Annotated in this window: 26 protein-coding genes; 18 read left to right on the top strand and 8 right to left on the bottom strand. The window is 62.9% G+C overall.

Annotation, left to right across the window (positions count from 1 at the left end; genetic code table 11):
• Nucleotides 1-84: 84 nt before the first annotated feature.
• Both KUO17_RS05655 and KUO17_RS05650 read right to left on the bottom strand, forming a co-directional pair.
• Nucleotides 85-384 carry a YciI family protein gene (locus KUO17_RS05655; RefSeq protein ID WP_217974185.1) on the bottom strand — a complete coding sequence of 100 codons (300 nt, stop codon included), beginning with the start codon at nt 382-384 and terminating at the stop codon, nt 85-87.
• A 1-nt stretch (nt 385) separates the two neighbouring features.
• On the bottom strand, nt 386-982 hold the full coding sequence (locus tag KUO17_RS05650; protein WP_217974184.1) for a septation protein A: 597 nt from the start codon (nt 980-982) through the stop codon (nt 386-388).
• 66 nt (nt 983-1048) lie between these two features.
• On the opposite strand from KUO17_RS05650, the gene KUO17_RS05645 reads away from it, so the two are divergent.
• From KUO17_RS05645 to arfB, 7 genes are all read left to right on the top strand, one after another.
• Entirely contained in the window at nt 1049-1912 is an 864-nt protein-coding gene (locus tag KUO17_RS05645; protein ID WP_217974183.1) for a PHP domain-containing protein, read from the top strand.
• A 13-nt stretch (nt 1913-1925) separates the two neighbouring features.
• Nucleotides 1926-2555 carry an L-threonylcarbamoyladenylate synthase gene (locus KUO17_RS05640; protein WP_217974187.1) on the top strand — a complete coding sequence of 210 codons (630 nt, stop codon included), beginning with the start codon at nt 1926-1928 and terminating at the stop codon, nt 2553-2555.
• Between the two features lie 128 nt (nt 2556-2683).
• Nucleotides 2684-3382: a segregation and condensation protein A gene (locus KUO17_RS05635; RefSeq protein WP_217974188.1), complete on the top strand. Its 699-nt coding sequence runs from the start codon at nt 2684-2686 to the stop codon at nt 3380-3382.
• An 18-nt stretch (nt 3383-3400) separates the two neighbouring features.
• Nucleotides 3401-4165 carry an SMC-Scp complex subunit ScpB gene (gene scpB, locus KUO17_RS05630; protein ID WP_217974182.1) on the top strand — a complete coding sequence of 255 codons (765 nt, stop codon included), beginning with the start codon at nt 3401-3403 and terminating at the stop codon, nt 4163-4165.
• 153 nt (nt 4166-4318) lie between these two features.
• Complete coding sequence (gene rluB / locus KUO17_RS05625) at nt 4319-5380, top strand: 23S rRNA pseudouridine(2605) synthase RluB (protein ID WP_217974181.1); 1062 nt, start codon at nt 4319-4321, stop codon at nt 5378-5380.
• 643 nt (nt 5381-6023) lie between these two features.
• On the top strand, nt 6024-7448 hold the full coding sequence (locus KUO17_RS05620) for an amino acid permease (protein ID WP_217974179.1): 1425 nt from the start codon (nt 6024-6026) through the stop codon (nt 7446-7448).
• A gap of 102 nt (nt 7449-7550) precedes the next feature.
• On the top strand, nt 7551-7964 hold the full coding sequence (arfB, locus tag KUO17_RS05615) for an alternative ribosome rescue aminoacyl-tRNA hydrolase ArfB (protein WP_217974177.1): 414 nt from the start codon (nt 7551-7553) through the stop codon (nt 7962-7964).
• Here the strand turns inward: arfB and KUO17_RS05610 are convergent.
• From KUO17_RS05610 to phhA, 5 genes are all read right to left on the bottom strand, one after another.
• A complete protein-coding gene (locus KUO17_RS05610; protein WP_217974175.1) occupies nt 7958-9163 on the bottom strand; it encodes an MFS transporter in 1206 nt (401 codons plus the stop codon). The two genes, arfB and KUO17_RS05610, sit on opposite strands and share 7 nt — an antisense overlap.
• A 135-nt stretch (nt 9164-9298) precedes the next feature.
• On the bottom strand, nt 9299-9430 hold the full coding sequence (locus KUO17_RS26550) for a hypothetical protein (RefSeq protein ID WP_255263427.1): 132 nt from the start codon (nt 9428-9430) through the stop codon (nt 9299-9301).
• Nucleotides 9431-9637: 207 nt separating this feature from the next.
• Nucleotides 9638-10831, bottom strand: coding sequence for an amino acid aminotransferase (locus KUO17_RS05605; RefSeq protein ID WP_217974174.1), 1194 nt, complete (start codon nt 10829-10831; stop codon nt 9638-9640).
• Nucleotides 10831-11187 carry a 4a-hydroxytetrahydrobiopterin dehydratase gene (locus KUO17_RS05600; RefSeq protein ID WP_163947174.1) on the bottom strand — a complete coding sequence of 119 codons (357 nt, stop codon included), beginning with the start codon at nt 11185-11187 and terminating at the stop codon, nt 10831-10833. The genes KUO17_RS05605 and KUO17_RS05600 overlap by 1 nt, the downstream gene beginning before the upstream one ends.
• A gap of 45 nt (nt 11188-11232) precedes the next feature.
• Nucleotides 11233-12021: a phenylalanine 4-monooxygenase gene (gene phhA / locus KUO17_RS05595; RefSeq protein ID WP_217974172.1), complete on the bottom strand. Its 789-nt coding sequence runs from the start codon at nt 12019-12021 to the stop codon at nt 11233-11235.
• A 275-nt stretch (nt 12022-12296) separates the two neighbouring features.
• On the opposite strand from phhA, the gene KUO17_RS05590 reads away from it, so the two are divergent.
• Nucleotides 12297-13856, top strand: a complete 1560-nt coding sequence (locus tag KUO17_RS05590; protein ID WP_217974171.1) for a sigma-54-dependent transcriptional regulator — start codon at nt 12297-12299, stop codon at nt 13854-13856.
• A gap of 77 nt (nt 13857-13933) precedes the next feature.
• Here KUO17_RS05590 and KUO17_RS05585 read toward each other — a convergent pair whose 3' ends face one another.
• Nucleotides 13934-14194, bottom strand: coding sequence for a DUF2790 domain-containing protein (locus KUO17_RS05585; RefSeq protein WP_217974169.1), 261 nt, complete (start codon nt 14192-14194; stop codon nt 13934-13936).
• A 416-nt stretch (nt 14195-14610) separates the two neighbouring features.
• On the opposite strand from KUO17_RS05585, the gene acs reads away from it, so the two are divergent.
• From acs to astD, 10 genes are all read left to right on the top strand, one after another.
• Nucleotides 14611-16572 carry an acetate--CoA ligase gene (gene acs / locus KUO17_RS05580; RefSeq protein ID WP_217974167.1) on the top strand — a complete coding sequence of 654 codons (1962 nt, stop codon included), beginning with the start codon at nt 14611-14613 and terminating at the stop codon, nt 16570-16572.
• A 577-nt stretch (nt 16573-17149) separates the two neighbouring features.
• A complete protein-coding gene (locus KUO17_RS05575) occupies nt 17150-17935 on the top strand; it encodes an ABC transporter substrate-binding protein (RefSeq protein WP_217974165.1) in 786 nt (261 codons plus the stop codon).
• A 90-nt stretch (nt 17936-18025) separates the two neighbouring features.
• Nucleotides 18026-18715 (top strand): ABC transporter permease, encoded by a 690-nt coding sequence (locus KUO17_RS05570; protein WP_217974164.1) that lies wholly within the window; start codon nt 18026-18028, stop codon nt 18713-18715.
• Nucleotides 18712-19410 (top strand): ABC transporter permease, encoded by a 699-nt coding sequence (locus tag KUO17_RS05565; RefSeq protein WP_217974162.1) that lies wholly within the window; start codon nt 18712-18714, stop codon nt 19408-19410. Before KUO17_RS05570 ends, KUO17_RS05565 begins: the two co-directional genes overlap by 4 nt.
• A 64-nt stretch (nt 19411-19474) precedes the next feature.
• Nucleotides 19475-20239 carry an ABC transporter ATP-binding protein gene (locus tag KUO17_RS05560; protein WP_217974160.1) on the top strand — a complete coding sequence of 255 codons (765 nt, stop codon included), beginning with the start codon at nt 19475-19477 and terminating at the stop codon, nt 20237-20239.
• A gap of 132 nt (nt 20240-20371) precedes the next feature.
• Entirely contained in the window at nt 20372-21352 is a 981-nt protein-coding gene (gene argR / locus KUO17_RS05555; RefSeq protein WP_217974158.1) for a transcriptional regulator ArgR, read from the top strand.
• 318 nt (nt 21353-21670) lie between these two features.
• Nucleotides 21671-22891, top strand: a complete 1221-nt coding sequence (locus tag KUO17_RS05550; RefSeq protein ID WP_217974156.1) for an aspartate aminotransferase family protein — start codon at nt 21671-21673, stop codon at nt 22889-22891.
• A gap of 130 nt (nt 22892-23021) precedes the next feature.
• Nucleotides 23022-24041 carry an arginine/ornithine succinyltransferase subunit alpha gene (gene aruF, locus KUO17_RS05545; protein WP_217974155.1) on the top strand — a complete coding sequence of 340 codons (1020 nt, stop codon included), beginning with the start codon at nt 23022-23024 and terminating at the stop codon, nt 24039-24041.
• A 61-nt stretch (nt 24042-24102) separates the two neighbouring features.
• Nucleotides 24103-25131, top strand: a complete 1029-nt coding sequence (astA, locus tag KUO17_RS05540; RefSeq protein ID WP_217974153.1) for an arginine N-succinyltransferase — start codon at nt 24103-24105, stop codon at nt 25129-25131.
• Nucleotides 25128-26594, top strand: a complete 1467-nt coding sequence (astD, locus tag KUO17_RS05535) for a succinylglutamate-semialdehyde dehydrogenase (protein ID WP_217974186.1) — start codon at nt 25128-25130, stop codon at nt 26592-26594. The genes astA and astD overlap by 4 nt, the downstream gene beginning before the upstream one ends.
• The last annotated feature ends 16 nt before the right edge of the window (nt 26595-26610 follow it).

Raw genomic sequence — 26610 nt, 5'->3', positions numbered from 1 at the left:
ATCAAGATCAAGATCAAGATCAACGGCAAGATCAAGATCTACAGCCACAGCCGGCGCGACGAAGGGCCCGTCGCGCCGCTCAGATTACGGCAGGACCTGCTTGAACGGCTTGACCACAACCTCAGCGTAAACACCCACCGCAACAAACGGATCCAACTGCGCCCAAGCCTTGGCGGCCTCCAGCGACTCAAACTCGGCAACGATCAGGCTGCCGCTGAAACCCGCCGCCCCCGGATCATTGCTGTCGATCGCCGGGTGCGGCCCGGCCAGCACGATGCGGCCTTCGGCCTTGAGCTGCTGCAGGCGCTCCAGGTGCGCCGGGCGTACAGCCAGGCGCTTTTCCAGCGAGTCGGCAACGTCTGTGGCAATAATGGCGTAGAGCATGTCAATCCTCGGTTTTGGGAGTGGTAGGGTCGCTGTCATGCAGGTGACGGGACAGGTAGACACCCTGGCCCACCAGGAACAATACGGTCATGCCCAGGCTGCCGAATACCTTGAAGTCCACCCAGATGTCCTGGAAGGTAAAGGCCACGAACAGGTTGGCCGCGCCGCAGAACAGGAAGAACGCGATCCATGCCACGTTCAGGCGCGTCCACACCGGCTCCGGCAAGGTCAGTGCATGGCCCATGATGCGTTTGATCAGCACACGGTCGCCAATGAAGTGGCTGCCGGCAAAGGCAATCGCAAACAGCCAGTTGACCGCCGGAGCCTTCCACTTCAGGAAGGTTTCACTGTGGAAGGCCAGGGTCAGGCCACCGAACACCAGGCACGCGCCCAGGGTCAGCCACTGGCCTTTTTCCAGCCGGCGCTGGCGGATCAACAGGGCGCCATACACCACCAGCGAGCTGATGATCAGCACCGCCGTGGCACTGTAGATGCCGCCCAGCTCGAACGACTGGCCTGCCAGGTCGACCGTGCGCGGGTCGAGCTTGTAGACGATGAAAAACAGGAACAGCGGGATGAAATCGATGAATTGTTTCACAGTGGCAGCCAGAAGCAGGATGTGACGGCATAATAACAAACATCAATGAGAGCGAAAGCGCCACCTATGAATGTTGATCTGCACTGCCACAGCACCGCGTCCGATGGCGCCCTGTCGCCTACGGCGCTGGTCGCGCGTGCCCACGAACACGGCGTGCGGATGCTGTCGCTGACCGACCACGACACCCTTGAAGGCCAACTGGAGGCGCAGGCCGCCACCCAGGCGCTGGGCATGCAATGGGTCAGCGGGATCGAGCTGTCATGCACCTGGGGCGGGGCAACGATCCATATTCTGGGCTACAACTTCCCGCTCGATGCCCAACCTCTGCAGAAGGCCGTTGAATCACTGCACCATGGGCGCTGGCTGCGTGCCGAGGAAATCGACCGGCGCCTGGCGCTCAAAGGCATGCCCGGTGCGCTGGACGGTGCGCGCGCCATTCAGCAGGCGCTGGGCGACAGCGGCAATGCCCCGGCGCGCCCGCACTTTGCCGAGTACCTGGTGCAAGCCGGCTACGTCAAGGACCGCGGCGAAGCCTTTCGCAAGTGGCTGGGCGCCGGCAAGCTGGGCGACGTCAAGTTGCACTGGCCAAGCTTGGACGACACTGTGCAGGTGCTGCGACAGTCGCACGCCTGGGTCAGCCTGGCCCACCCGATGCACTACGAATTAACCCGCAGCAAGCGCCGACGCCTGATTGCCGACTATATTCAAGCAGGTGGCCAGGCGCTGGAAGTGGTAAACGGGATGATGCCCGCCGAACAGGTGGGCACGATGTCGATCCTGGCCCGTGAGTTCGGTCTGCTGGCCAGCGCCGGCAGCGACTTTCATGGCCCGGGCGCCTGGTCTGAGATCGGTGTCTACCGGCCATTGCCGGAGGACCTGCCACCGCTGTGGCGTCGATTCAAACATGAGCAGCCAACTGCCGCCGTCTGAACAGGTAGACAATGTGAGTCAATTTTTCCAGATTCATCCGGAGAACCCGCAAGCGCGTCTGATCAAACAGGCTGTCGAAATCATCCGCAAGGGTGGCGTGGTGGTGTACCCGACCGATTCGGCCTATGCACTGGGCTGTCAGATCGGTGACAAGACCGCCGTGGAGCGCGTGCGTCGCCTGCGCCAGTTGGACAAGACGCACAACTTCACGCTGATGTGCTGCGACATGTCGCAACTGGGCGTGTTCGCCAAGATCGACACGGGTATTTTCCGGATACTCAAGGCCCATGTACCGGGCCCGTACACCTTCATTCTCAATGGTACCCGTGAAGTACCGCGCCTGCTGCTGCACGAGAAGCGCCGCACCATCGGCCTGCGCGTGCCGCAGAACCCGATCCTGCTGGCATTGCTGGCCGAGCTCGGCGAGCCGTTGATGAGCGTCAGCCTGATCCTGCCGGGTGACGAAGACCCGATGACCGACCCCTACGAGATCCGGCAGCGCCTGGAACACCACGTCGACCTGATCATCGATGGCGGCTTCGGCGACCTGAAGGCCTCCACCGTGATCGACTTGACCGGCGATGAGCCGGTGCTGATCCGTGCAGGGTGCGGCGACCCGACACCGTTTCTGGTCGAAGCGTGAATCAGGCCGCCAGCGTCGAGCCGACCCTCGATCCGCAAGCCGGGGCCCAGCAGGAGCTGGCACTGGTGATGGTGTATGGCGAAGCCATGACCGAAATGCCGGTGGACCTCTATATTCCACCCGATGCGCTGGAAGTGTTCCTCGAGGCCTTCGAAGGCCCGCTCGACCTGCTGCTGTACCTGATTCGCAAGCAGAACGTGGATATCCTCGACATCCCGGTGGCGGAAATCACCCGCCAGTACATGGGCTATGTCGAGTTGATGAAGACCGTGCGCCTGGAGCTGGCGGCCGAGTACCTGGTGATGGCCGCGATGCTGGCCGAGATCAAGTCGCGCATGCTGTTGCCCCGTTCGGCCGAAATCGAGCAGGAAGAAGACGACCCGCGTGCCGAGCTGATTCGTCGGCTGCAGGAGTACGAGCGCTTCAAGGCCGCCGCCGAGGGCATCGATGGTCTCAGCCGGGTCGGCCGCGAGGTGATAGTGCCGCGTCTTGAGGCGCCGCAGGCCAAGGCGCGCAAGCTGCTGCCGGACGTCGCGCTGGAAGAGGTGCTGATGTCGATGGCCGAGGTGCTGCGCCGTGGTGACATGTTCGAGAGCCATCAGGTCAGCCGCGAGGCACTGTCGACCCGCGAGCGCATGAGTGATGTGCTCGAACGCCTCAAGGGCGGTGGTTTCGTGCCGTTCGTCGAGCTGTTCACGGCCGAGGAGGGCAAGCTGGGCGTGGTGGTCACGTTCATGGCGGTGCTCGAACTGGTCAAGGAATCTCTCGTCGAACTGGTGCAGAATGAGCCTTTCGCTCCCATCCATGTCCGCGCCCGGGCCGAATAACCGTACACGAGCACCCCAATGAACCTGACTGAACCCCGTGACCTGGCGCCGTTGCTGGAAGCCTTTCTGTTGGCCTCCGGCAAGGCGCAATCGCTCGAGCGCCTGTACGAATTGTTCGAGGAGGCCGAGCGCCCCGAACCTGCGGTGTTCAGAAAGGCCCTGGAGGTGTTGCGCAAATCCTGCGCCGGGCGTGCATTTGAACTCAAGGAAGTGGCCTCCGGGTATCGCCTGCAGATCCGCGAGGACTACGCGCCCTGGGTCGGGCGCCTATGGGAGGAGCGCCCGCAGCGCTATTCCCGTGCCTTGCTGGAGACCATCGCGCTGATCGCCTACCGCCAGCCGATCACCCGTGGCGAGATCGAGGATGTGCGCGGCGTTGCGGTCAACACCAACATCATCAAGACCCTGCTCGAGCGTGAGTGGGTGCGCATCGTGGGCTACCGCGAGGTGCCCGGCAGACCGGCGATGTTCGCCACCACCAAGGCGTTCCTCGATCACTTCAACCTGAAGAACCTCGATGAGCTGCCGTCCCTGGCCGAGCTGCGCGAAATGGAGCCCGAGCCGTTGCTGGAGGTGGACGATGCGCCAGTACCTGCGCACCTGCAGGCGCTGGCCGACGAGAGCGCCGAGCCTGAGGCGCCGGTCGAGGAAACCAGCTTTCATAGCCTGCTGCTTGAGCTGGACTCGATGGAGCAGGGGCTCAAGACCGATTTCGATGACCTGCTGCAGGCGCCTGACGCGCCCGAGGATGAAGCACGCGCCCAGGACGTGCCGCGCGACTGACGGGCCCTTCGAGCGGAAAACGCCGTTGAACGCGGCAATATCGACTAGTCTGTGGTGCGTTCGACGCCGGTTCAGCGTATGATTCGCGACCTTTTTGGCGCTTGTTCCGCCAACTCAATGATTTCCAGAAGCATTACACCGGGAGGTGCCCAGATGAGTGACCAGGATCTGCAAGACAGCCCGCCGCGTCCAGCCGGCGAAAAACTGCAAAAAGTACTCGCGCGCATTGGCGTGGGTTCGCGCCGCGATGTCGAGGCCTGGATCAGCCAGGGTCGCATCAAGGTCAATGGCGTGGATGCCAGCCTTGGCCAGCGCGTCGACATGCACGATGCGATTTCCGTCGACGGTCGCCTGATCAAGCGTGAAGAAGCCGCAGAAACCGTGCGTCGCGTCATCATGTACAACAAGCCTGACGGCGAGATCTGCACCCGTGATGACCCGGAAGGCCGCCCGACCGTGTTCGACCGCCTGCCGCGTCCAAAAGAAGGCCGCTGGATCAACGTCGGCCGCCTGGACATCAACACCACCGGCCTGCTGATGTTCACCACCGACGGTGAACTGGCCAACCGCCTGATGCACCCCTCGTCCGAGATGGACCGTGAGTATGCGGTGCGTGTGCGTGGTGAAGTGGACGAAGACATGATCGCGCGCCTGAAGGCGGGTGTGGTGCTTGAAGACGGCCCGGCGCGCTTTACCGATATCCAGGAAGCGCCTGGCGGTGAAGGCTTCAACCACTGGTACCACTGTGTGGTGATGGAAGGCCGCAACCGTGAGGTGCGTCGCCTTTGGGAATCGCAGGGGCTGGTGGTCAGCCGCCTGAAGCGCGTGCGCTTTGGCCCGGTGTTCCTCAACTCCGACCTGCCGATGGGCCGCTGGCGTGAAATGAGCCAGGGCGAAGTGGACATCCTGGCTGCCGAAGTGGGCCTTGCGCCTGTGGCAATGCCGGCGATGAAAGCCAAGGTCAAGGACAAGCTCGAGCGCATGCAGCGCAAGTCCTCCAAGCCAGTGGGCCGTGGCGAGCGTGTGCGTACCCTGCGCCCGTCCAAGGACGGTGCACCGGCAGAGCGCCCCGCACGTCAGCCGCGTGATGATTCGGCGCGCAAGGGCCGCAGCACGGTAGCCGAGCGTCCGAGCGACATGGGCAAGCGCAAGCCGGCAGGCTCGGCACCCAAGCGCCCGGGCAGCAGCCGTGGCAAGCCGCCTCGGGCTGAGTAAGCGTTGAAATCAAGCCAACCTTCGGGTTGGCTTTTTTGTGCCTGTGTGTTCGGACCGCTTCGCCGGCAAGGACCGGTTCAGGCGCCCCCAGACAAGGTGTGGAAACTTTTTGAGCCACCTTGTAAATAATTCGTTACTAATTCTACGTGTTCCGCTCGTCGAATCGAGCCTCGGGTCACGCTGTAAACAATCCTTGCCGAAACGCGTTCGTTGGCCACCTTTACGCCCGCGTCAACCTCTTGCCCAACCCCCGCATCCACGGTGTGATAGCCGCCATTGCCCAGTGCAAAGCCCCGCCGCAGAGCAGGGCGAGACATAACAAGAAATGGAGGCGCCATGCACGCCGTACACTCCCCCAGGCTTCACTTCTCCCGCCGGACCGCTGCGTCTTGTCATCGGACAGTCACGCAACGTGTTGACCCCTGCGTCAAAGCAAGGGTATACAATGCGCCGCGTTTTAACTGTGACCCAACTGCGTACCGCGCAACCTTGTTGACACCGGGCTGATTCGAGCCGGGCCGCCGCCCGCTCCGAAGGCTCTGTTCCAAGACCCTCAAGGCACACCACCTTGATAATTCCGCTGCGCCACGAGCACGGCGGGTCCGATTCCGTCACAGATAAAAACAAGCAGGTGACTCCGTTCATGAGTGGACAAAACTCGCATTCAGGTGAGCTCAAGCGTGGCCTGAAAAATCGCCATATTCAGCTGATCGCCCTTGGTGGCGCCATCGGCACCGGGCTGTTCCTGGGATCGGCCGGGGTGATGCAGTCGGCGGGCCCGTCGATGATCCTCGGTTATGCCATCTGCGGCTTCATCGCCTTCCTGATCATGCGCCAGTTGGGCGAGATGATCGTCGAAGAGCCGGTGGCCGGCTCCTTCGCGCACTTTGCCCACAAGTACTGGGGCGGTTTCGCCGGCTTCCTGTCGGGCTGGAACTGCTGGGTGCTGTATATCCTGGTGGGAATGTCGGAACTGACTGCAGTTGGCAAGTACATTCACTACTGGGCGCCGGACATCCCCACCTGGGCCTCGGCAGCGGCGTTCTTTGTGCTCATCAATGCGATCAACCTGGCCAACGTGAAGGTGTTCGGCGAGGCGGAGTTCTGGTTCGCGATCATCAAGGTGCTGGCGATCGTCGGCATGATCGGCCTGGGCAGCTACCTGCTGGTCAGCGGTGGTGGCGGCCCTGAGGCCTCGGTCACCAACCTGTGGGCGCATGGCGGCTTCTTCCCGCATGGCGTGGGCGGGCTGGTGATGGCCATGGCGATCATCATGTTCTCCTTCGGCGGCCTGGAAATGCTCGGTTTCACCGCAGCCGAAGCCGACAAGCCGAAGACCGTGATCCCGAAAGCGATCAACCAGGTCATCTACCGCATCCTGATTTTCTACATCGGTGCCCTGGTGGTGCTGCTGTCGCTGACCCCGTGGGACAACCTTGTCAGCAGCCTGACCAGCTCGGGCGATGCCTACAGCGCCAGCCCGTTCGTGCAGGTGTTCTCGCTGCTGGGCAGCAGCACGGCCGCGCACATCCTCAACTTCGTGGTGCTGACCGCAGCGCTGTCGGTGTACAACAGTGGCACCTACTGCAACGCCCGTATGCTCTACGGCATGGCCGAGCAGGGTGATGCACCGGCCAGCCTGGCCAAGATCGACAAGCGCGGCGTGCCCGTGCGCTCGATCCTGGCATCGGCTGCGGTGACCGTGGTAGCAGTACTGCTCAACTACCTGATGCCGCACAGTGCACTTGAGCTGCTGATGTCGCTGGTGGTAGCGACCCTGGTGATCAACTGGGCGATGATCAGCTACTCGCACCTCAAGTTCCGTCAGCACATGGACCGCACCGGCCAGACATCGCTGTTCCGTGCGTTGATCTACCCGTACGGCAACTATATCTGCCTGGCGTTCGTGGTGTTCATCCTGGTGGTCATGCTGTTGATGCCGGGCAGCATCCGGGTGTCGGTGTTCGCGATTCCGGTCTGGCTGCTGGTGATGGGCGGTTTCTACTGGCTCAAGACCCGGCGCAGCGCCCAGAGCGCCGCACCTGTTGCGAGCCCTGCGTTGAAGTAAGCGCGGCCCTGCTGCAACGAAAAGCCCGGCTCAGTGCCGGGCTTTTTGGTTTTGCGTGGGCAGGCGCGTATCCTGAGGGCCTATTCCGGTAAAGCCAGACCCATGCTGATCATTTCCAATGCCGTGCACATACCCGATGACGAGATCGAGTTGAACGCCATCCGCGCCCAGGGCGCGGGCGGCCAGAACGTCAACAAGGTTTCCAGCGCCGTGCACCTGCGCTTTGACATTCACGCCTCGTCGTTGCCCGCGTTTCACAAGGAGCGCCTGCTGGCCCTGCGCGACAGCCGTATCACCAGTGAAGGCGTGATCGTGCTCAAGGCCCAGCAGTACCGCACTCAGGAGCAGAATCGCGCCGATGCGCTGGAGCGCTTGCGCGAGCTGATCCTGGCAGCGGTGAAGGTCGAGAAGGCGCGGCGCCCGACGCGCCCGACCCTTGGCTCCAAGACCCGCCGCCTGGAGTCCAAGAGCAAGCGTGGCACGATCAAGGCCGGGCGCGGCAAGGTCGACTACTGAGGCGTTTGCGGGTGGTGCCTTGGGTGCAGGCGGGCCTGGCGATACAGGTACACGCTCAGCAGCAGCCCGCCAAAGGCGGCGATGGCCGCGAACAGGAAGATCGAGGCGAAGCCGAAGCCCGCGGCCACGGCGCCCGCCAATGGCCCGGTAATCCCCAGCGACAGGTCGATGAACAGCGAATAGGCGCCCACGGCTGCACCGCGGTTGGACGCGGGCACCAGGTTCACCGCTTCGACGCCCAGTGCGGGGAATACCAGCGAAAAGCCGAAGCCGCTAAGGGCCGCACCCGCCAGTGCCAGCTCGGCGCTGGGCGCCAGCCACAGCAGGAGCAGGCCGAGGGTTTCCACCGACAGGCAGGCAATGGCCACGCGGTAGCCACCGATACGGTTGATCAGGTTGCCGAACAGCAGGCGTGCGCTGATGAAACTGGCGCCGAACAGGCTCAGGCAGAGTGCGGCGTGATTCCATGACTGGCTGGCGTAGTACAGGGTGATGAAGGTGGCGATGGTGCCAAAGCCGATCGAGCCCAGCGCCAGCCCCGAGCCATGCCCGAATACCCGGCCCAGTACGTGCAGGAACGGCAGGCGCTCACCGCTGACAATCGGCGCGGCCTGCCTGGGCCAGGCCAGCGCGATGCCGAGCGCACACAGCAGCACGATGCTCACGCCCATGCTCCACAGCCCCAGTTGTTGCACCAGCACCACCCCCAGGGGGGCGCCGATGGCCAGTGCGCCGTAGCTGGCGATACCGTTCCAGGAAATGACCTTGGCGGTGTGCTCGGCGCCGACCCGGCCGATGCCCCAGCCAATCGAGCCCGAGCCCACCAGGCTTTCTGCGCTGCCCAGCACCAAGCGCCCCACCAGCAAACTGGTCAGGCTCATCCACGGCGTGGCTTGCAGCCAGGCGGCCAGCAGCATGAACACACCGCTCAGGCCACAGCCGGCCAGGCCATACAGTACCGCGCGCTTGCTGCCCAGGTTGTCGATGATGCGGCTGGCGTAGGGGCGGCTGAGCAAGGTGGCGAGGTACTGCACGCTGATCACCAGGCCAGCGACCACGGCGCCGTAGCCCAGGGTGTTGTGCACGTAGCCGGGCAGAACAGCCAGGGGGATGCCGATGTTGAGGTAGCCGATGAAGGTGAACAGGACGATGGAGGCGACTTGCAGGGTGACCGCCAGGGGGCGCGGTGTATCAGGCATGGAGGGTCCGGGAGTTGACAGGCTGAGTGCCTATCATAGACCGCAGTGGGGCGGGGGAGGTTCTTGGCGGTGTGAAAACCCGTTGCCGGGGTCGTCCCCTGTCGTAGTGGTTTTCACACGCCGGGTAGTGCGCGGTTATTCCTGTTCGGCGCTCGGGTTTTCGTCGCCATCGCAATCGCCCACGTGGGCGGGTTCGGCGCTGAGGGGAGCAGCGGGCTGCTCGGCTTGGTTCAGGCTTGGGAAGGGAAGATTCGGGATTTCATGCATCTCGTCGTTCCTCGCAAGTTTAAAGGTGGAAAGGCTGCGCAAGGCGCGCTTGGCTTTGATAAAGCCTGGGCAGGATACAGGAGTCTGGATGACAGTATGAATTTTCCTGCCCGTTGGTGCTGACAGTGATAGGCCTGTCGCGGGTTGCGCCCGCTCGCACAAGGTATTCATCGATCCCTGTGGGGGCGGGCTCGCCCCGCGATGGCGTCAGCGACAGACCTCGGCGATAGCCGCCGCCAGCGCCTGCAGCCGCGCCTCATCCGCCCCGGCGATATTGGCCCGGCCAGTGCCGACCATGTACACGCTGTGCTGCTCGCGCAACTGCGCTACCTGCTGCGCCGACAGGCCCGTATACGAGAACATTCCGCGTTGCTCGGCAATATGCGCGAATCGTTCGCTCAAACCATGCGGTTCGAGCGCCTCGACCAGGCCGACGCGCAAGGTGGCGATGCGCTGGCGCATGGCCTCGACTTCCTCGACCCACAGGCGCTTGAGCGCCGGGTCGCCGAGGATCGTCGCGACCACGGCGGCGCCGTGATCGGGCGGCGTGGACCACAGGTTGCGCGCAAGCAGCGCCAGCTGGCTGCGCACATCCTGCAGTCTGTCGGCGCTGTCGGCGCACACCAGCAGCGCGCCGGTGCGCTCGCGATACAGGCCGAAGTTCTTCGAGCAGGAGCTTGTGATCAGCAGCTCCGGCAGCGCGTCGGCAAACAGCCGAACGGCCCAGGCATCCTGTTCCAGCCCTTCGCCAAAGCCCTGGTAGGCGAAGTCGATCAGCGGCAGCAGTTCACGGCGCTTGACTACCTCAAGTACCGCCTGCCAGTCCTGCTGCGACAGGTCGAACCCGGTAGGGTTGTGGCAGCAGGCGTGCAGCAGTACCACGTCGCCCTTGGGCGCCGCTTCCAGTGCCCCGAGCATGCCGGGCACGTTCAAGCGGTTGTCCGCGCCCACATAGGGGTAGTGGCCGACCTTGAGGCCTGCGCTGGCAAAGATGGTTTCGTGGATGGGCCAGGTCGGATCGCTCAGCCAGATGCCTCGCCCCGGCAGGCACTGCTGGATGAACTCCGCCGTCAGGCGCAGTGCACCCGTGCCACCTGGGGTTTGCGTGGCGCCCACGCGGCGCTCGGCGAGCAACCGTGCGTCGTCGCCCATCACCAGTTGCGCGATCAGTTGCCCGAAGGCGGCGTCGCCATGCCCGCCCACATAACACTTGCTGGCCTGGCCGTCGAGCAGGCGCCGTTCGGCCTGCTTGACGGCTGCGGGCACCGGGGTCAGGCCCTGTGCGTCCTTGAACACGCCGACTCCAAGGTCGAACTTGTTCGGGTTGGTATCCCTGGCGTAGGCCTCCATCAAGCCGAGGATCGGGTCACCCGGTACGCGCGCGATGGCGCCGAAGTGCATTACTTGCGACCTTCGGCGGTGCTGGCGACCTCGTCGGTGCGCGCGGCCATGATGAAGTCGTTGCGGTGCAGGCCCTTGATCGAGTGGCTCCACCAGGTCACGGTGACCTTGCCCCACTCGGTCAGCAGGCCAGGGTGATGGCCTTCAGCTTCGGAGATGTCGCCCACCGCGTTGGTGAACGCCAGGGCGTGCTTGAAATTCTTGAACAGGAACACTTTTTCCAGCTGCATGATGCCGTCGCGCACTTCGATGTTCCAGTCGGGGATCTGCTTGATCAGTACCGGCAGTTCTTCGTCGCTGACCTGGGGTGCGTCGGCACGGCAGGCTTCGCAATGGGCTTGGTTCAAGGCGTTCATAGGTTAAGTCTTCCGCAAGTGGTTGTTATAGGTGTACAGGGCGGCTCAAGCGGCCACCTTGGGTGGGAATTTGGGGGCGTGCAAGCCCAGCTGCATGGCTTGCTGAACCATGCCCATGATGTCTTCGTGGGCCAGGTCGAACAAGCGCTTGAGGTCCGGCAGGGCGAAGTACACCGGCTGCAGAATGTCGATGCGATACGGCGTGCGCATGGCTTCGCGCGGGTCGAAGGCCTGGTGCTCGGGCGCGTCCGACAGGCTGTAGACGGTCTCCTTGGGTGACGAAAGAATGCCGCCCCCGTAGATCCTGCGCCCCTGCGGGGTGTCCACCAGGCCGAACTCGATGGTCATCCAGTACAGGCGCGCCAGATACACGCGTTGCTCTTTGGTGGCGGCCAGGCCGAGCTTGCCGTAGGTGTGGGTGAATTCGGCGAACCACGGGTTGGTCAGCAGCGGGCAGTGGCCGAAGATCTCGTGGAAGATGTCAGGCTCCTGCAGGTAGTCGAGCTCTTCTTCGGTGCGAATGAAGGTGGCGACCGGGAAGCGCTTGCTCGCCAGCAGTTCGAAAAAGGTCTGGAAGGGAATCAGGGCGGGCACCCGGGCAACTTGCCAGCCGGTGGTGGCGCCGAGTACCTGGTTGATCTCGCTCAGTTGCGGGATGCGGTCATGGGGCAGATTGAGCTGTTCGATGCCGTCCAGGTATTCCTGGCACGCACGACCCTCGATCACCTTCAGTTGGCGGGTGATCAGGGTGTTCCACACCGCATGTTCCTGCGGCGGGTAATCGATAAAACCCTGCGCATCGGGCTCACGAGCCACGTAGTGCGTCTGTTTCATGCTGCTCTCCTGATGAGGGCCTTTATTGTTATTGGGTTGGCTTGCGCCATGCCCTAGGAATAGCCATTCAACGTGGGTTTTGCATCAGGGCTGAGCGCGCACGGGCCTAGCGCCAGCAGGTGTTTTTGTAACGAATATTTTACGTTTTTGCCCGGGGTCCGGAAATCGGGCGGTCGACACCGTTGTCTAGCACGCTTTTTGTAACGTACTCTTTACGAAAATTCATGCCAAGGCGCAGATTGTGGCCGTGGTTCGCCTGCTTTCTAGGACTCTTCATGCGTATCAAAGTGCATTGCCAGAACCGCATCGGGATCTTGCGCGACATCCTCAACCTGCTGGTGGAGTACGGCATCAACGTCGCCCGCGGCGAGGTCGGTGGTGAGCACGGCAATGCCATCTACCTGCATTGCCCGAACCTGATCAACCTGCAGTTCCAGGCGTTACGCCCCAAGTTCGAGTCGATCACCGGCGTGTTCGGGGTCAAGCGCGTCGGCCTGATGCCCAGCGAACGCCGGCACATGGAGCTCAATGCGTTGCTGGGTGCGCTGGACTTTCCGGTGTTGTCGATCGACATGGGCGGCTCGATCGTTGCGGCCAATCGCGCGGCGGCGCAGTTGCTGGGGGTGCGGGTGGACGAGGTGCCGGGCATACCGCTGTCGCGCTACGCCGAAGACTTCGACCTGCCGGAACTGGTACGCGCCAACAAGTCGCGCATCAATGGGCTGCGGGTCAAGGTCAAGGGGGATGTGTTCCTGGCCGATATCGCGCCGCTGCAGTCGGAGCACGACGACAGCGAAGCCCTGGCGGGTGCGGTGCTGACGCTGCACCGAGCCGACCGTATCGGTGAGCGTATCTACAATGTGCGCAAACAGGAGCTGCGTGGCTTCGACAGTATCTTCCAGAGTTCGCGCGTGATGGCGGCGGTGGTGCGTGAAGCGCGGCGCATGGCGCCGCTGGATGCGCCGCTGCTGATCGAGGGCGAGACCGGCACCGGCAAGGAACTGCTGGCGCGTGCCTGCCACCTGGCCAGCCCGCGTGGGCAGGCACCCTTGATGGCGCTCAACTGCGCCGGTTTGCCGGAGTCGATGGCTGAGACCGAGTTGTTCGGTTATGGCCCGGGTGCATTCGAAGGGGCGCGCGCCGAGGGCAAGCTCGGCCTGCTGGAACTGACTGCAGGCGGCACGCTCTTCCTGGACGGCGTGGGTGAGATGAGCCCGCGCCTGCAGGTCAAGTTGCTGCGCTTTTTGCAGGATGGCTGCTTCCGTCGAGTGGGTAGCGATGAAGAGGTGTACCTGGATGTGCGGGTCATCTGTGCAACCCAGGTGGACCTGTCCGAGTTGTGTGCCCGCGGTGAGTTTCGCCAGGACCTGTACCATCGCCTCAACGTGCTGTCGCTGCACATCCCGCCGCTGCGCGAGTGCCTGGATGGCCTGCCGCCGCTGGTGGAGCACTTTCTCGACCAGGCCAGCCGACAGATCGGCTGCCCGCTGCCAAGCCTGACGCCGGCGGCCATGGAGCGTCTGAGCCAGTACCACTGGCCGGGCAATGTGCGGCAGCTGGAGAACGTATTGTTCCAGGCGGTTTCGTTATGCGAGGGCGGGGTGGTCAAGGTCGAACATATTCGCCTGCCGGATTACGGCGCGCGCCCACCCTTGGGCGAGTTCTCGCTGGAGGGCGACCTGTCGCAGATTGTCGGGCGTTTTGAAAAGGCGGTACTTGAAAGTTTGCAAGGCGAGTTTCCAAGTAGTCGGGCGCTGGGTAAACGCCTGGGTGTATCGCACACGACCATTGCCAACAAGTTACGGGATTATGCACTGGGCAAGTCGGTGGAATAAGAGGGCGTGAACGTTTCGTCAGGTGGGGTGCGCCCCGCAGGGGAGTTCCGGGGCGCAACTGCTGTCAGTAGGTTCCTTTAGCCGTTGGAACACCCGTTGCCCATGACGCGGTACTCAAGAACGTGTTTCTGGCCGTGCGAGTCTTCATAGGTCATGCGGGCCGGGACCACTTCGCAGACGTTCGGGACTTCGGTCATGGAGATGACTTTGGCGATGTCCAGATGTTGCGAGTAACTGTACTGTTCAACCGGAATCTGCTCGGAAGAAACCTCTGAAACTTCGGCTGCCATGGCCGATGCGCAGAAACTACCGAGTGCCAATACCAGTAAAGCTTTCATCTTCAAGTTACCTGTTTAAGGTCGAAAGGGGGCGCGCTGCACTTGTGGTGCGGCGTGTACAGCAGAAAAGTTGAGCGTGGTAATTGTCGCGGGATTAACGTGCCTTCGTGGGGGCTGTTACTGGTTAATTCGCGTTGCCGTTGCTGGCGAGATGAATTCTAGGAGTGTGGCTGGGCCTGAAACAGGGCCAGTTTTGATAAACACTGTTGGCAGAAACTGTAACAATCAGTTGAAAATCCACTCCGGAATTTATTTTTCTATCTGTCTCTGCGCTCAGAGGCCCGTTTCAGAGCGGTCGGGTGCGGTTGTTGGTCCAAATGCAGGCCGTGTTACTACCAACGTCGAATGGCCTTGGCCGCTCTGGTACAGTTAAAACGAGGTCATACAAAAACAACTATTACACCGAGGTAACAAAGATGAGTGCGGCTCCCCTGTATCCCGTTCGTCCCGAGGTTGCGGCCACCACGCTGACCGACGAGGCGACCTACAAGGCCATGTACCAGCAGTCGGTGATCAACCCGGACGGCTTCTGGCGCGAGCAAGCTCAGCGCCTCGACTGGATCAAGCCCTTCACCAAGGTCAAGCAGACCTCGTTCGACGATCACCATGTCGACATCAAGTGGTTTGCCGACGGCACTCTGAACGTTTCCTACAACTGCCTGGACCGCCACCTGGCCGAGCGTGGCGATCAGTTGGCAATCATCTGGGAGGGCGACGACCCTTCCGAGCACCGCAACATCACCTACCGCGAACTGCACGAGCAGGTCTGCAAGTTCGCCAACGCGCTGCGTGGCCAGGACGTGCACCGCGGCGATGTGGTGACCATCTACATGCCGATGATTCCCGAGGCCGTGGTCGCCATGCTGGCGTGCGCACGTATCGGCGCGATCCACTCGGTGGTGTTTGGCGGCTTCTCGCCCGAGGCGCTGGCCGGGCGCATCATCGACTGCAGGTCCAAGGTGGTGATCACCGCCGACGAAGGCCTGCGGGGTGGCCGCCGTACGCCGCTCAAGGCCAACGTCGACCTGGCGCTGACCAACCCGGAGACCGCCAGCGTGCAGAAGATCATCGTGTGCAAGCGCACCGGTGGCGACATCGCCTGGCACCAGCATCGCGACATCTGGTACGAAGACCTGATGAAAGTGGCGTCGGCCCACTGTGCACCGAAAGAGATGGGTGCCGAGGAGGCCCTGTTCATCCTCTATACCTCCGGCTCCACCGGCAAGCCCAAGGGCGTGCTGCACACCACCGGCGGCTACATGGTGTACGCCGCACTGACCCATGAGCGCGTGTTCGATTACCGTCCGGGTGAAATCTACTGGTGCACGGCCGACGTGGGCTGGGTCACCGGGCACAGCTACATCGTCTACGGGCCGCTGGCCAATGGCGCCACGACCGTGCTGTTCGAAGGTGTGCCGAACTACCCGGACATCACCCGCGTGTCCAAGATCATCGACAAGCACAAGGTCAACATTCTCTACACCGCGCCCACCGCCATTCGCGCGATGATGGCCGAAGGTCAGGCCGCGGTGAAGGATGCCGATGGTTCGAGCCTGCGCCTGCTGGGCTCGGTGGGCGAGCCGATCAACCCCGAGGCCTGGAACTGGTACCACACCACCGTGGGCAAGGAGCGTTGCCCGATCGTCGACACCTGGTGGCAGACCGAGACCGGCGGCATCCTGATCAGCCCGCTGCCGGGTGCGACCGCGCTCAAGCCGGGCTCGGCCACCCGTCCGTTCTTCGGTGTGGTGCCGGCGCTGGTGGACAACCTGGGCAACCTGATCGATGGCGCCGCCGAGGGCAACCTGGTGATCCTCGACTCGTGGCCGGGCCAGTCGCGTTCGCTGTACGGCGATCACGACCGCTTTGTCGATACCTACTTCAAGACGTTCCGCGGCATGTACTTCACCGGTGACGGCGCGCGCCGTGACGAGGATGGCTACTACTGGATCACCGGCCGCGTCGACGACGTGCTCAACGTGTCGGGCCACCGCATGGGCACGGCCGAGATCGAAAGTGCCATGGTTGCGCACCCGAAAGTCGCCGAAGCGGCGGTGGTGGGTGTGCCGCATGACCTGAAGGGGCAAGGCATCTATGTGTACGTCACGCTCAATGGCGGTGAAGAGCCGAATGAGGCGTTGCGCCTGGAACTGAAGAACTGGGTGCGCAAGGAGATCGGCCCGATCGCCTCGCCGGACGTGATCCAGTGGGCGCCAGGGCTGCCGAAGACCCGTTCGGGCAAGATCATGCGCCGCATCCTGCGCAAGATCGCCACGGCCGAATACGATGCGCTGGGGGATATCTCGACCCTGGCTGATCCGGGGGTGGTGCAGCACCTGATCGATACCCACAAGTCGATGAACCTGGCTTCGGCCTGATAAAAGCTTCGCTGGCAAGCCAGCTCCCACAGGTTGTGTGAACGCCGCATTACCTTGTGGGAGCTGGCTTGCCAGCGAAGAGGCCCGTAAGGGCGATCTGAGAAGCCCTGCCTGGCACTGTCGGCGGGGCTTTTTTGCGTCTGTTACTTCGACATTCATCGGTAACCCTTTCTGTCACCGATTTCGCACGCAAACGGGGCATAGGGAAACGTTACCGCAGCGTTCTGGTGCGGCTGGCCGTGGATTTTTCCCGCCGCACTACGCTGGACTTGCCGGATTACAGGGCTTTGCCAATAATGGGCGCGGTTATTGCTTGACTGATAGGTTATTTGTCTCTCGCTTTTGCATATCCTGTGAAAGCTGTCAATATCTCCCGGCCCGACTTCCTGCGCTTCTGTAACTAGTTGTCGCATTGAAGAAATATCGGCTTCGGAGCTGTCGTTAAAATGCCAATCACTCGCTCGTGATGCCTCGACCTGCTGTGGTCGAGACCTGCGCAGCTCGCGTTGTACCCATTCGCAACGTTGACGGTCGTTTTGTACTGTCACGTATTGCCCTTTACCGATGGAGTTCCCAGATGAAGAAACTCGCACTGCTTGGCGCCCTGGCGCTGTCCGTGTTTTCCCTGGCATCGCTGGCTGATGAAAAACCGCTGAAGATCGGCATCGAGGCCGCCTACCCACCGTTCGCCTCGAAAGCGCCTGATGGCAGCATCGTCGGTTTCGACTACGACATCGGCAATGCCCTGTGCGAAGAGATGAAGGTCAAGTGCACCTGGGTCGAGCAGGAGTTCGATGGCCTGATCCCGGCACTCAAAGTGCGCAAGATCGACGCGATCCTGTCGTCCATGTCGATCACCGACGATCGCAAGAAGTCCGTCGACTTCACCGGCAAGTACTACCTGACCCCGGCGCGCCTTGTGATGAAGGACGGCACTGCGGTCAGCGACAGCCTGGCTGAGCTCAAGGGCAAGAAGATCGGCGTGCAGCGCGGTTCGATCCACGACCGTTTCGCCAAGGAAGTGCTGGGTGCGCAGGGCGCTACCATCGTGCCGTACGGTACCCAGAATGAAATCTACCTGGACGTGGCCGCCGGCCGTCTGGATGGCACCGTGGCCGATGCTACGCTGTTGGAAGACGGTTTCCTGAAGACCGATGCGGGCAAGGGCTATGCGTTCGTCGGTCCGGCCTTCACCGACGCCAAGTACTTCGGCGACGGCATCGGCATTGCCGTGCGCAAGGGTGACAAGGCCAACCTGGATCGCCTCAACGCTGCCATCGCGGCCATTCGCGCCAACGGCAAGTACAAGCAGATTCAGGACAAGTACTTCAACTTCGACATCTACGGCCCAGAAGCCAAGTAAATCGTCGACGTTCCACCTGTTCAATGGTGCAAGCAGCAGAGGCTCTGAGGTTTGCACCATTTTTTCATCCCTAAGGTCGAGGACCTCATCATGTTGAAAGGCTACGGGGCAGTCATCCTCGATGGAGCATGGCTGACGCTACAGCTCGCCTTGTCGTCCATGGCCCTGGCCATCGTACTCGGCCTGATCGGCGTGGCGCTGCGCCTGTCGCCAGTGCGCTGGCTGGCCTGGCTGGGCGATCTGTATGCCACGGTGATCCGCGGGATTCCCGACCTGGTACTGATCCTGCTGATCTTCTACGGCGGCCAGGACCTGCTCAACCGCATCGCGCCGTTGCTCGGTTTCGACGACTACATCGACCTCAATCCGCTGATGGCGGGTATCGGTACCCTGGGCTTCATCTTTGGTGCCTACCTGTCGGAAACCTTCCGTGGCGCGTTCATGGCCATTCCCAAGGGGCAGGCCGAGGCCGGCATGGCCTATGGCATGAGCAGCCTGCAGATTTTTTTCCGGGTGCTGGTGCCGCAGATGATTCGCCTGGCGATTCCTGGCTTCACCAACAACTGGCTGGTACTGACCAAGGCGACTGCACTGATTTCGGTGGTCGGCCTGCAAGACATGATGTTCAAGGCCAAGCAGGCGGCAGACGCCACCCGCGAGCCGTTCACGTTCTTCCTGGCGGTCGCGGCGCTGTACCTGGTGATTACCAGTGTCTCGTTGCTGGCCCTGCGTTATCTCGAGAAGCGCTACTCGGTTGGCGTAAAGGCGGCTGATCTATGATTTTCGATTACAACGTCATCTGGGAAGCCATGCCGCTGTACCTGAACGGCATGCTCACCACGCTCAAGCTGCTGGCGCTGTCGCTGCTGTTCGGCCTGCTGGTGGCGGTGCCCCTGGGCCTGATGCGGGTGTCCAAGCAGCCGCTGGTGAACATGAGCGCCTGGCTCTACACCTACGTGATTCGCGGCACGCCGATGCTGGTGCAGCTGTTTTTGATCTACTACGGCCTGGCCCAGTTCGAGGCCGTGCGCGAAAGCGTGCTGTGGCCATGGCTGTCGAGCGCGACCTTCTGTGCGTGCCTGGCGTTCGCTGTCAACACCAGCGCCTACACCGCCGAGATCATTGCCGGCAGCCTCAAGGCCACGCCGCATGGCGAGATCGAGGCGGCCAAGGCGATGGGCATGTCGCGGGTGAAGATGTACCGCCGCATCCTGCTGCCGTCGGCACTGCGTCGTGCGCTGCCGCAATACAGCAATGAGGTGATCATGATGCTGCAGACCACCAGCCTGGCGTCGATCGTGACCCTGATCGATATCACCGGTGCGGCGCGCACGGTCAATGCCCAGTACTACCTGCCGTTCGAGGCCTACATCACCGCCGGCGTGTTCTACCTGTGCCTGACCTTCATTCTGGTCCGCCTGTTCAAGTTGGCCGAACGCCGCTGGCTCGGCTACCTGGCGCCGCGCAAGGGCTGAGGCCTGCGGCAACTTTTTCGCCCCGGGCGCGCCCGGGTCTGAACGCTTTGTGAGAACCGACAGCATGTACAAACTCGAAGTCCAAAACCTGCACAAACGCTATGGCAGTCACGAAGTGCTCAAGGGCGTGTCCCTGGCAGCCAAGGCAGGCGATGTGATCAGCATCATCGGCTCCAGTGGTTCGGGCAAAAGTACCTTCCTGCGTTGCATCAACCTGCTCGAGCAGCCGCACGCCGGCAAGATCCTGCTCAACAACGAAGAGTTGAAGCTGGTGGCCAACAAGGACGGCGCGCTGAAAGCCTCCGACCCCAGGCAGTTGCAGCGCATGCGTTCGCGCCTGTCGATGGTGTTCCAGCACTTCAACCTGTGGTCGCACATGACGGCGCTGGAGAACATCATCGAGGCCCCGGTGCACGTGCTGGGCATGAGCAGGAAGGATGCGCTGGAAAAGGCCGAGCACTACCTGGCCAAGGTGGGCGTGGCCCATCGCAAGGATGCCTACCCGGGCCACATGTCCGGTGGCGAGCAGCAGCGCGTGGCCATTGCCCGTGCGCTGGCGATGGAGCCGGAAGTGATGCTGTTCGACGAGCCGACCTCGGCGCTGGACCCGGAACTGGTGGGCGATGTGCTCAAGGTCATGCAGTCGCTGGCCCAGGAAGGTCGCACCATGGTGGTGGTAACCCACGAGATGGGTTTTGCCCGTGAAGTGTCGAACCAGCTGGTGTTCCTGCACAAGGGCCTGGTCGAAGAGACCGGCAACCCGCGCGAAGTGCTGGTCAACCCGCAGTCCGAGCGCTTGCAGCAGTTCCTTTCCGGCAGCCTGAAGTAAGCCGCCTGCGACGCTCGATTGCCGCGTCGCACCAAAATAGGTCATGCTGCGCGTCGATCGCAGCCTGACCAGGCACCTTCCCTCCCGCAGTCTGCGGGGCCCTGACTCATCCAAGGTTTCGGACCTCAGCTAATGACCACCCAGCGAATCGGTTTTCTCATCTGGCCCAGCACCAAGGCCCTGACCCTGGCGCTGGCCGAAGAGGTCTTGCAGGTGGCCCAGAAGGTGCACCCGGACGTCGTCTACGAGTTGCTGTTCCTGCAGGCCGAGGCACCGAGCGAACAAGCCTGGCGCTTGCCGGGCGAAGCGTGGACCGGTCGCCTGGAGGGGTGCCAGAAGCTGTTTCTGCTGGCGGACGAGCCGCCCCAGGCGGTGGGTGCGGCGCTCGGTAGCGCGCTCAAGCAACTGGTGCGCGCCGGGTGTGTGGTGGGCGGCCTGTCGGCGGGGGTCTACCCGCTGGCCCAGTTGGGCTTGCTCGATGGCTACCGCGCTGCGGTGCACTGGCGCTGGCAGGATGATTTTGCCGAGCGCTTTCCCAAGGTCATTGCCACCAGCCACCTGTTCGACTGGGACCGTGATCGCCTGACGGCCTGTGGCGGCATGTCGGTAGTGGACCTGCTGCTGGCGGTGCTGGCGCGCGACCATGGTGCGGAGTTGGCCGGTGCGGTGTCTGAAGAACTGGTGGTGGAGCGCATCCGCGAGGGCGGCGAGCGCCAGCGCATTCCGCTGCAGAACCGCCTGGGCTCCAGCCATCCCAAGCTGACCCAGGCGGTGTTGCTGATGGAGGCCAATATCGAGGAACCGTTGACCACCGACGAGATCGCCCAGCATGTGTGTGTGTCGCGCCGGCAGTTGGAACGCATCTTCAAGCAGTACCTCAACCGGGTGCCGAGCCAGTATTACCTGGAGCTGCGCTTGAACAAGGCGCGTCAGATGCTGATGCAGACCAGCAAGTCGATCATCCAGATCGGGCTGTCGTGCGGGTTTTCCTCGGGGCCGCATTTCTCCAGCGCGTACCGCAACTTCTTTGGCGCAACGCCACGCGAAGACCGCAACCAGCGACGCAGCAACAGCCCGTTCGAATTGTCGTCGGCGCCTGCCGAGCGCGGCTGATCGATTGCCACGTCGCGCCCTTCGCTGGCAGGCCAGCCCCCACAGGTTTGATGAGCGCTGCAGCAACCTGCGGGAACTGGCTTGCCAGCGAACGAGCCCCCGCAAATCTGTGCGTGACACAATCTCCCCACCACCGCGCCGCACCGTTTAAACTGCGCCTTTGCGACCCTATTTGTCGCATTGCCGAAAGCCTTGGCAAAACAGGGTTTGGCGCTATAAGAAGTTGTCGCTTGGCGACAAGGTCGGGCGCTCATCTGTCCTTACAATCCCCCCATCGCTCGCCAGTTCCAGGCAGGCGTTCCTCTTCAGGAGACTCCGATGTCCGTTGAGCAAGCTCCGGTGCAACGCGCCGATTTCGACCAGGTGATGGTCCCCAATTATGCGCCGGCCGCTTTCATTCCCGTGCGTGGCGAGGGTTCCCGTGTATGGGACCAGTCGGGGCGCGAGCTGATCGATTTCGCCGGCGGCATCGCCGTAAACGTTCTGGGGCACGCCCACCCGGCACTGGTCGGTGCGCTGACCGAACAGGCCAACAAGCTGTGGCATGTGTCCAACGTGTTCACCAACGAGCCGGCCCTGCGCCTGGCCCACAAGCTGGTCGATGCCACCTTCGCCGAGCGTGCATTCTTCTGCAACTCCGGCGCCGAAGCCAACGAGGCCGCCTTCAAGCTGGCCCGTCGCGTCGCCCACGACCGCTTCGGCCCTGAAAAGCACGAAATCATCGCCACCGTGAACAGTTTCCACGGTCGCACCCTGTTCACCGTGAGCGTCGGCGGTCAGCCCAAGTACTCCGACGGTTTCGGCCCGAAGATCACCGGTATCAGCCATGTGCCGTACAATGACCTGGAGGCGCTCAAGGCCCAGATCAGCGACAAGACCTGCGCGGTGGTGATCGAGCCGATCCAGGGTGAAAGTGGTGTTGTGCCGGCCGACACGGCCTACCTGCAAGGTGCGCGTGAACTGTGCGACAAGCACAACGCGCTGCTGATCTTCGACGAAGTGCAGACCGGCGTAGGCCGTACCGGCGAACTGTTCGCCTATATGCACTACGGCGTGATCCCGGACATCCTCACCAGCGCCAAGAGCCTGGGCGGCGGTTTCCCGATTGCCGCGATGCTGACCACCGAAGCGCTGGCCAGGCACCTGGCCGTGGGCACCCACGGCACCACCTATGGTGGCAACCCGCTGGGCTGCGCTGTGGCGGCTGCGGTACTGGACGTGGTCAACACGCCTGAGGTGCTGGCCGGTGTCAAAGCCAAACATCAACGCTTCAAGGCCCGCCTGGAAAAGATCGGCCAGCAATACGGCCTGTTCACCCAGGTGCGTGGCATGGGCCTGCTGATCGGTTGCGTGCTGTCCGACGCCTGGAAAGGCAAGGCCAAGGACATCTTCAACGCGGCCGAGAGAGAGGGCCTGATGGTCCTGCAGGCCGGCCCGGACGTGGTGCGCTTCGCCCCGAGCCTGGTGGTGGAAGATGCCGATATCGATGAAGGTCTGGACCGCTTCGAGCGCGCCGCCGCTGCACTGACCAAGGCCTGATAGCGCCCTTGCGTTCTTCGCTGGCCTGCACAGGCCGGCGAAACCGATTTCCGTAGCCTGTGCCCACGGCACGTGCCGCTTTTTCTGCGCCGATCACGGTCGGCCCGTTTTTCCCGAAAGGAGTGACACCATGCTGGTGATGCGCCCCGCGCAAATGGCTGACCTGGGTGAAGTACAGCGTCTGGCCGCGGACAGTCCCATTGGTGTCACGTCCTTGCCGGACGATGCCGGTCGCCTGGGTGACAAGATTGCCGCCTCCGAAACCTCGTTTGCCGCCGAGGTCAGCTTCAATGGTGAAGAGAGCTACTTCTTCGTGCTTGAAGACAGCACCACCGGCAAGCTGGTCGGCTGCTCGGCTATCGTCGCCTCGGCCGGTTACTCCGAGCCTTTCTACAGCTTTCGCAACGAGACCTTCGTGCACGCTTCGCGCGAGCTGAAGATCCACAACAAGATCCACGTGCTGTCGCAGTGTCACGACCTGACCGGCAACAGCCTGCTCACCAGCTTCTACGTGTTGCCCGAACTGGTCGGTACCGGCTGGGCCGAGCTCAACTCCCGCGGTCGGCTGCTGTTCATGGCCGCACACCCGGAGCGCTTTGCAGAGTCGGTGGTGACCGAGATCGTCGGTTACAGCGACGAGCAGGGTGACTCGCCGTTCTGGGACGCCATCGGGCGCAATTTCTTCGACCTCAACTATGCCGCCGCCGAGCGTCTGTGCGGCCTGAAGAGTCGTACCTTCCTGGCCGAACTGATGCCGCACTACCCGATCTACGTGCCCCTGCTGCCGGATGCCGCGCAAGAGGCAATGGGCCAGGTGCACCCGCGGGCGCAGATCACCTTCGACATCCTGATGCGCGAAGGCTTCGAGACCGATCACTACATCGATATTTTCGACGGCGGCCCGACCCTGCATGCGCGGGTGTCGGGTATCCGTTCGATCGCCCAGAGCCGCGTGATGCCGGTCAAGCTCCAGGAGCAGCCGGTCAAGGGCGGGCGCCTGTACCTGGTTTCCAACGGCCAGTTGCAGGACTACCGCGCCGTCTTGCTGGAGCTGGACTGGGCACCTGGCAAGCCGGTGCAGTTGAACCTGGCCGCCGCCGAAGCACTGGGTGTGGGCGAGGGCGCCAGTGTGCGCCTGGTCGCGGTCTGATACCTGAGCAACACAGGTCGAGTTTCGCAGGTGCCCGCAGGCGCCTGCCCGAGGAGATAGCATGATTGTTCGTCCCGTACGCAGCAGTGATTTACCTGCGCTGATCGAGCTGGCACGCAGCACTGGCACCACTGGCCTGACCACCTTGCCGGCCAATGAAGAGCGCCTGGCCCAGCGAGTGTCGTGGGCCGAGAAGACCTTTCGCGGTGAAGCCGACCGTGGGGATACCGACTACCTGTTCGTGCTCGAGAACGATGACGGCGAGGTGGTGGGTATTTCTGCCATCGCCGGCGCCGTGGGCTTGCGTGAGCCCTGGTACAACTACCGGGTCGGCCTGACCGTCAGTGCGTCCCAGGAACTGAACATCTACCGCGAGATTCCAACGCTGTTCCTGGCCAACGACCTGACCGGCAACTCCGAGCTGTGCTCGCTGTTTCTGCGCAGCGACTACCGCACCGGCCTCAATGGTCGGCTGCTGGCCAAGGCGCGCCTGCTGTTCATTGCCGAGTTCAGCGAGCTGTTCGGCAACAAGATCATTGCCGAGATGCGCGGCATGTCCGACGAGCAGGGCCGTTCGCCATTCTGGGAAAGCCTGGGCCGACACTTCTTCAAGATGGAATTCAGCCAGGCCGACTACCTCACCGGGGTGGGCAACAAGGCGTTCATCGCCGAGCTGATGCCCAAGTTCCCGCTGTACACCTGCTTCCTGTCCGAGGCCGCACGCAGCGTGATCGGGCGTGTGCACACCGATACCGAGCCGGCGCTGGCCATGTTGCAAAGCGAAGGCTTCAGCTATCAGGGGTATGTCGACATCTTCGATGCCGGCCCGGCCGTTGAATGCCAGACCAGCAAGATTCGTGCGGTGCACGACAGCCAGGCACTGGTGCTGGCCATCGGTACGCCGGGCGACGACGCCACGCCGTTCATCATGCATAACCGCAAGCGCGAAGACTGCCGGATTACCGCGGCCCCTGCGCGGTTGGCTGCCGGCACCCTGGTGGTCGACCCGCAAACCGCCAAGCGCCTGCGCCTGAGTGCCGGTGATCAGGTGCGCGCCGTGCCATTGTCCGCTGCCCGGGAGAGCAAATAATGACCACTCACTACATTGCCGGCACTTGGCTGGCGGGGCAGGGCGAAGCGCTGCAGTCGCTGGACCCGGTCAGCCAGAACGTGATCTGGCAGGGTCAGGGTGCCAACGCCGAACAGGTCGAGGCGGCGGTCAAGGCTGCCCGTGAGGCCTTCCCTGCCTGGGCCCGGCAATCGCTGGAGGCCCGCATCGGTGTGCTCGACGCCTTCGCGGCCAGCCTCAAGGCGCAAGCCGACGAGCTGGCCCGCTGCATCGGTGAAGAAACCGGCAAGCCGCTGTGGGAGGCCAGCACCGAAGTCACCAGCATGGTCAACAAGGTCGCGATCTCGGTGCAGAGCTACCGTGAGCGTACCGGTGAGAAAAGCGGCCCACTGGCCGATGCCAGGGCGGTGCTGCGGCACAAGCCACATGGCGTGGTGGCGGTATTCGGGCCCTACAACTTCCCTGGCCACCTGCCCAACGGGCATATCGTGCCGGCATTGCTGGCCGGCAACAGCGTGGTGTTCAAGCCCAGCGAGCTGACCCCGAAAGTGGCGGAGCTGACCGTCAAGTGCTGGGTCGAGGCCGGCCTGCCGGCGGGTGTGCTCAACCTGGTGCAGGGCGCACGTGAAACCGGTGTGGCGCTGGCCGCCAACCCGGGCATCGACGGGTTGTTCTTCACCGGCTCCAGCCGCACCGGCAATGTGTTGCACCAGCAGTTTGCCGGTCGCCCGGACAAGATCCTGGCGCTGGAAATGGGTGGCAACAATCCCCTGGTGGTCGATCAGGTCCAGGATCTGGATGCCGCGGTCTATACGATTATCCAGTCCGCTTTCATTTCCGCTGGCCAGCGCTGCACCTGTGCACGCCGCCTGCTGGTGCCGCAAGGTGCCTGGGGTGACAGCTTGCTGGCGCGTCTGGTAGAGGTGAGCCGGAACATTTCGGTGGGTGCGTTCGATCAGCAGCCAGCGCCGTTCATGGGCTCGGTGATTTCCCTGGGTGCCGCCCAGGCGTTGCTGGATGCGCAGGCCCACTTGCTGGCCAACGGCGCGCAGGCCCTGCTGGCGATGACCCAGCCGAGCGCCGGTGCTGCATTGCTGACCCCGGGCATCCTCGATGTCACGGCGGTAGCGGGGCGCCCTGATGAAGAGTTCTTCGGGCCGTTGCTGCAGGTGATTCGCTACGGCGATTTCGATGCGGCGATTGCCGAGGCCAACAATACCCAGTACGGCCTGGCTGCTGGCCTGCTGTCGGATTCCGAGGCGCGCTACCAGCAGTTCTGGCTGCAAAGCCGCGCAGGCATCGTCAACTGGAACAAGCAACTGACCGGTGCGGCCAGCAGTGCACCGTTCGGTGGCGTAGGCGCCAGCGGTAACCACCGCGCCAGCGCCTACTATGCGGCCGATTACTGTGCCTACCCGGTTGCCTCGCTGGAAACCGCCAGCCTTGTTCTGCCCGCCACGCTGACGCCGGGCGTCACCCTATAACAACAGGTTCACGGAG

It is taken from the genome of Pseudomonas aegrilactucae, assembly GCF_019168305.1.
Classification (GTDB): Bacteria; Pseudomonadota; Gammaproteobacteria; order Pseudomonadales; family Pseudomonadaceae; genus Aquipseudomonas; species Aquipseudomonas aegrilactucae.
This window is presented reverse-complemented; position numbering and strand designations above follow the sequence as displayed.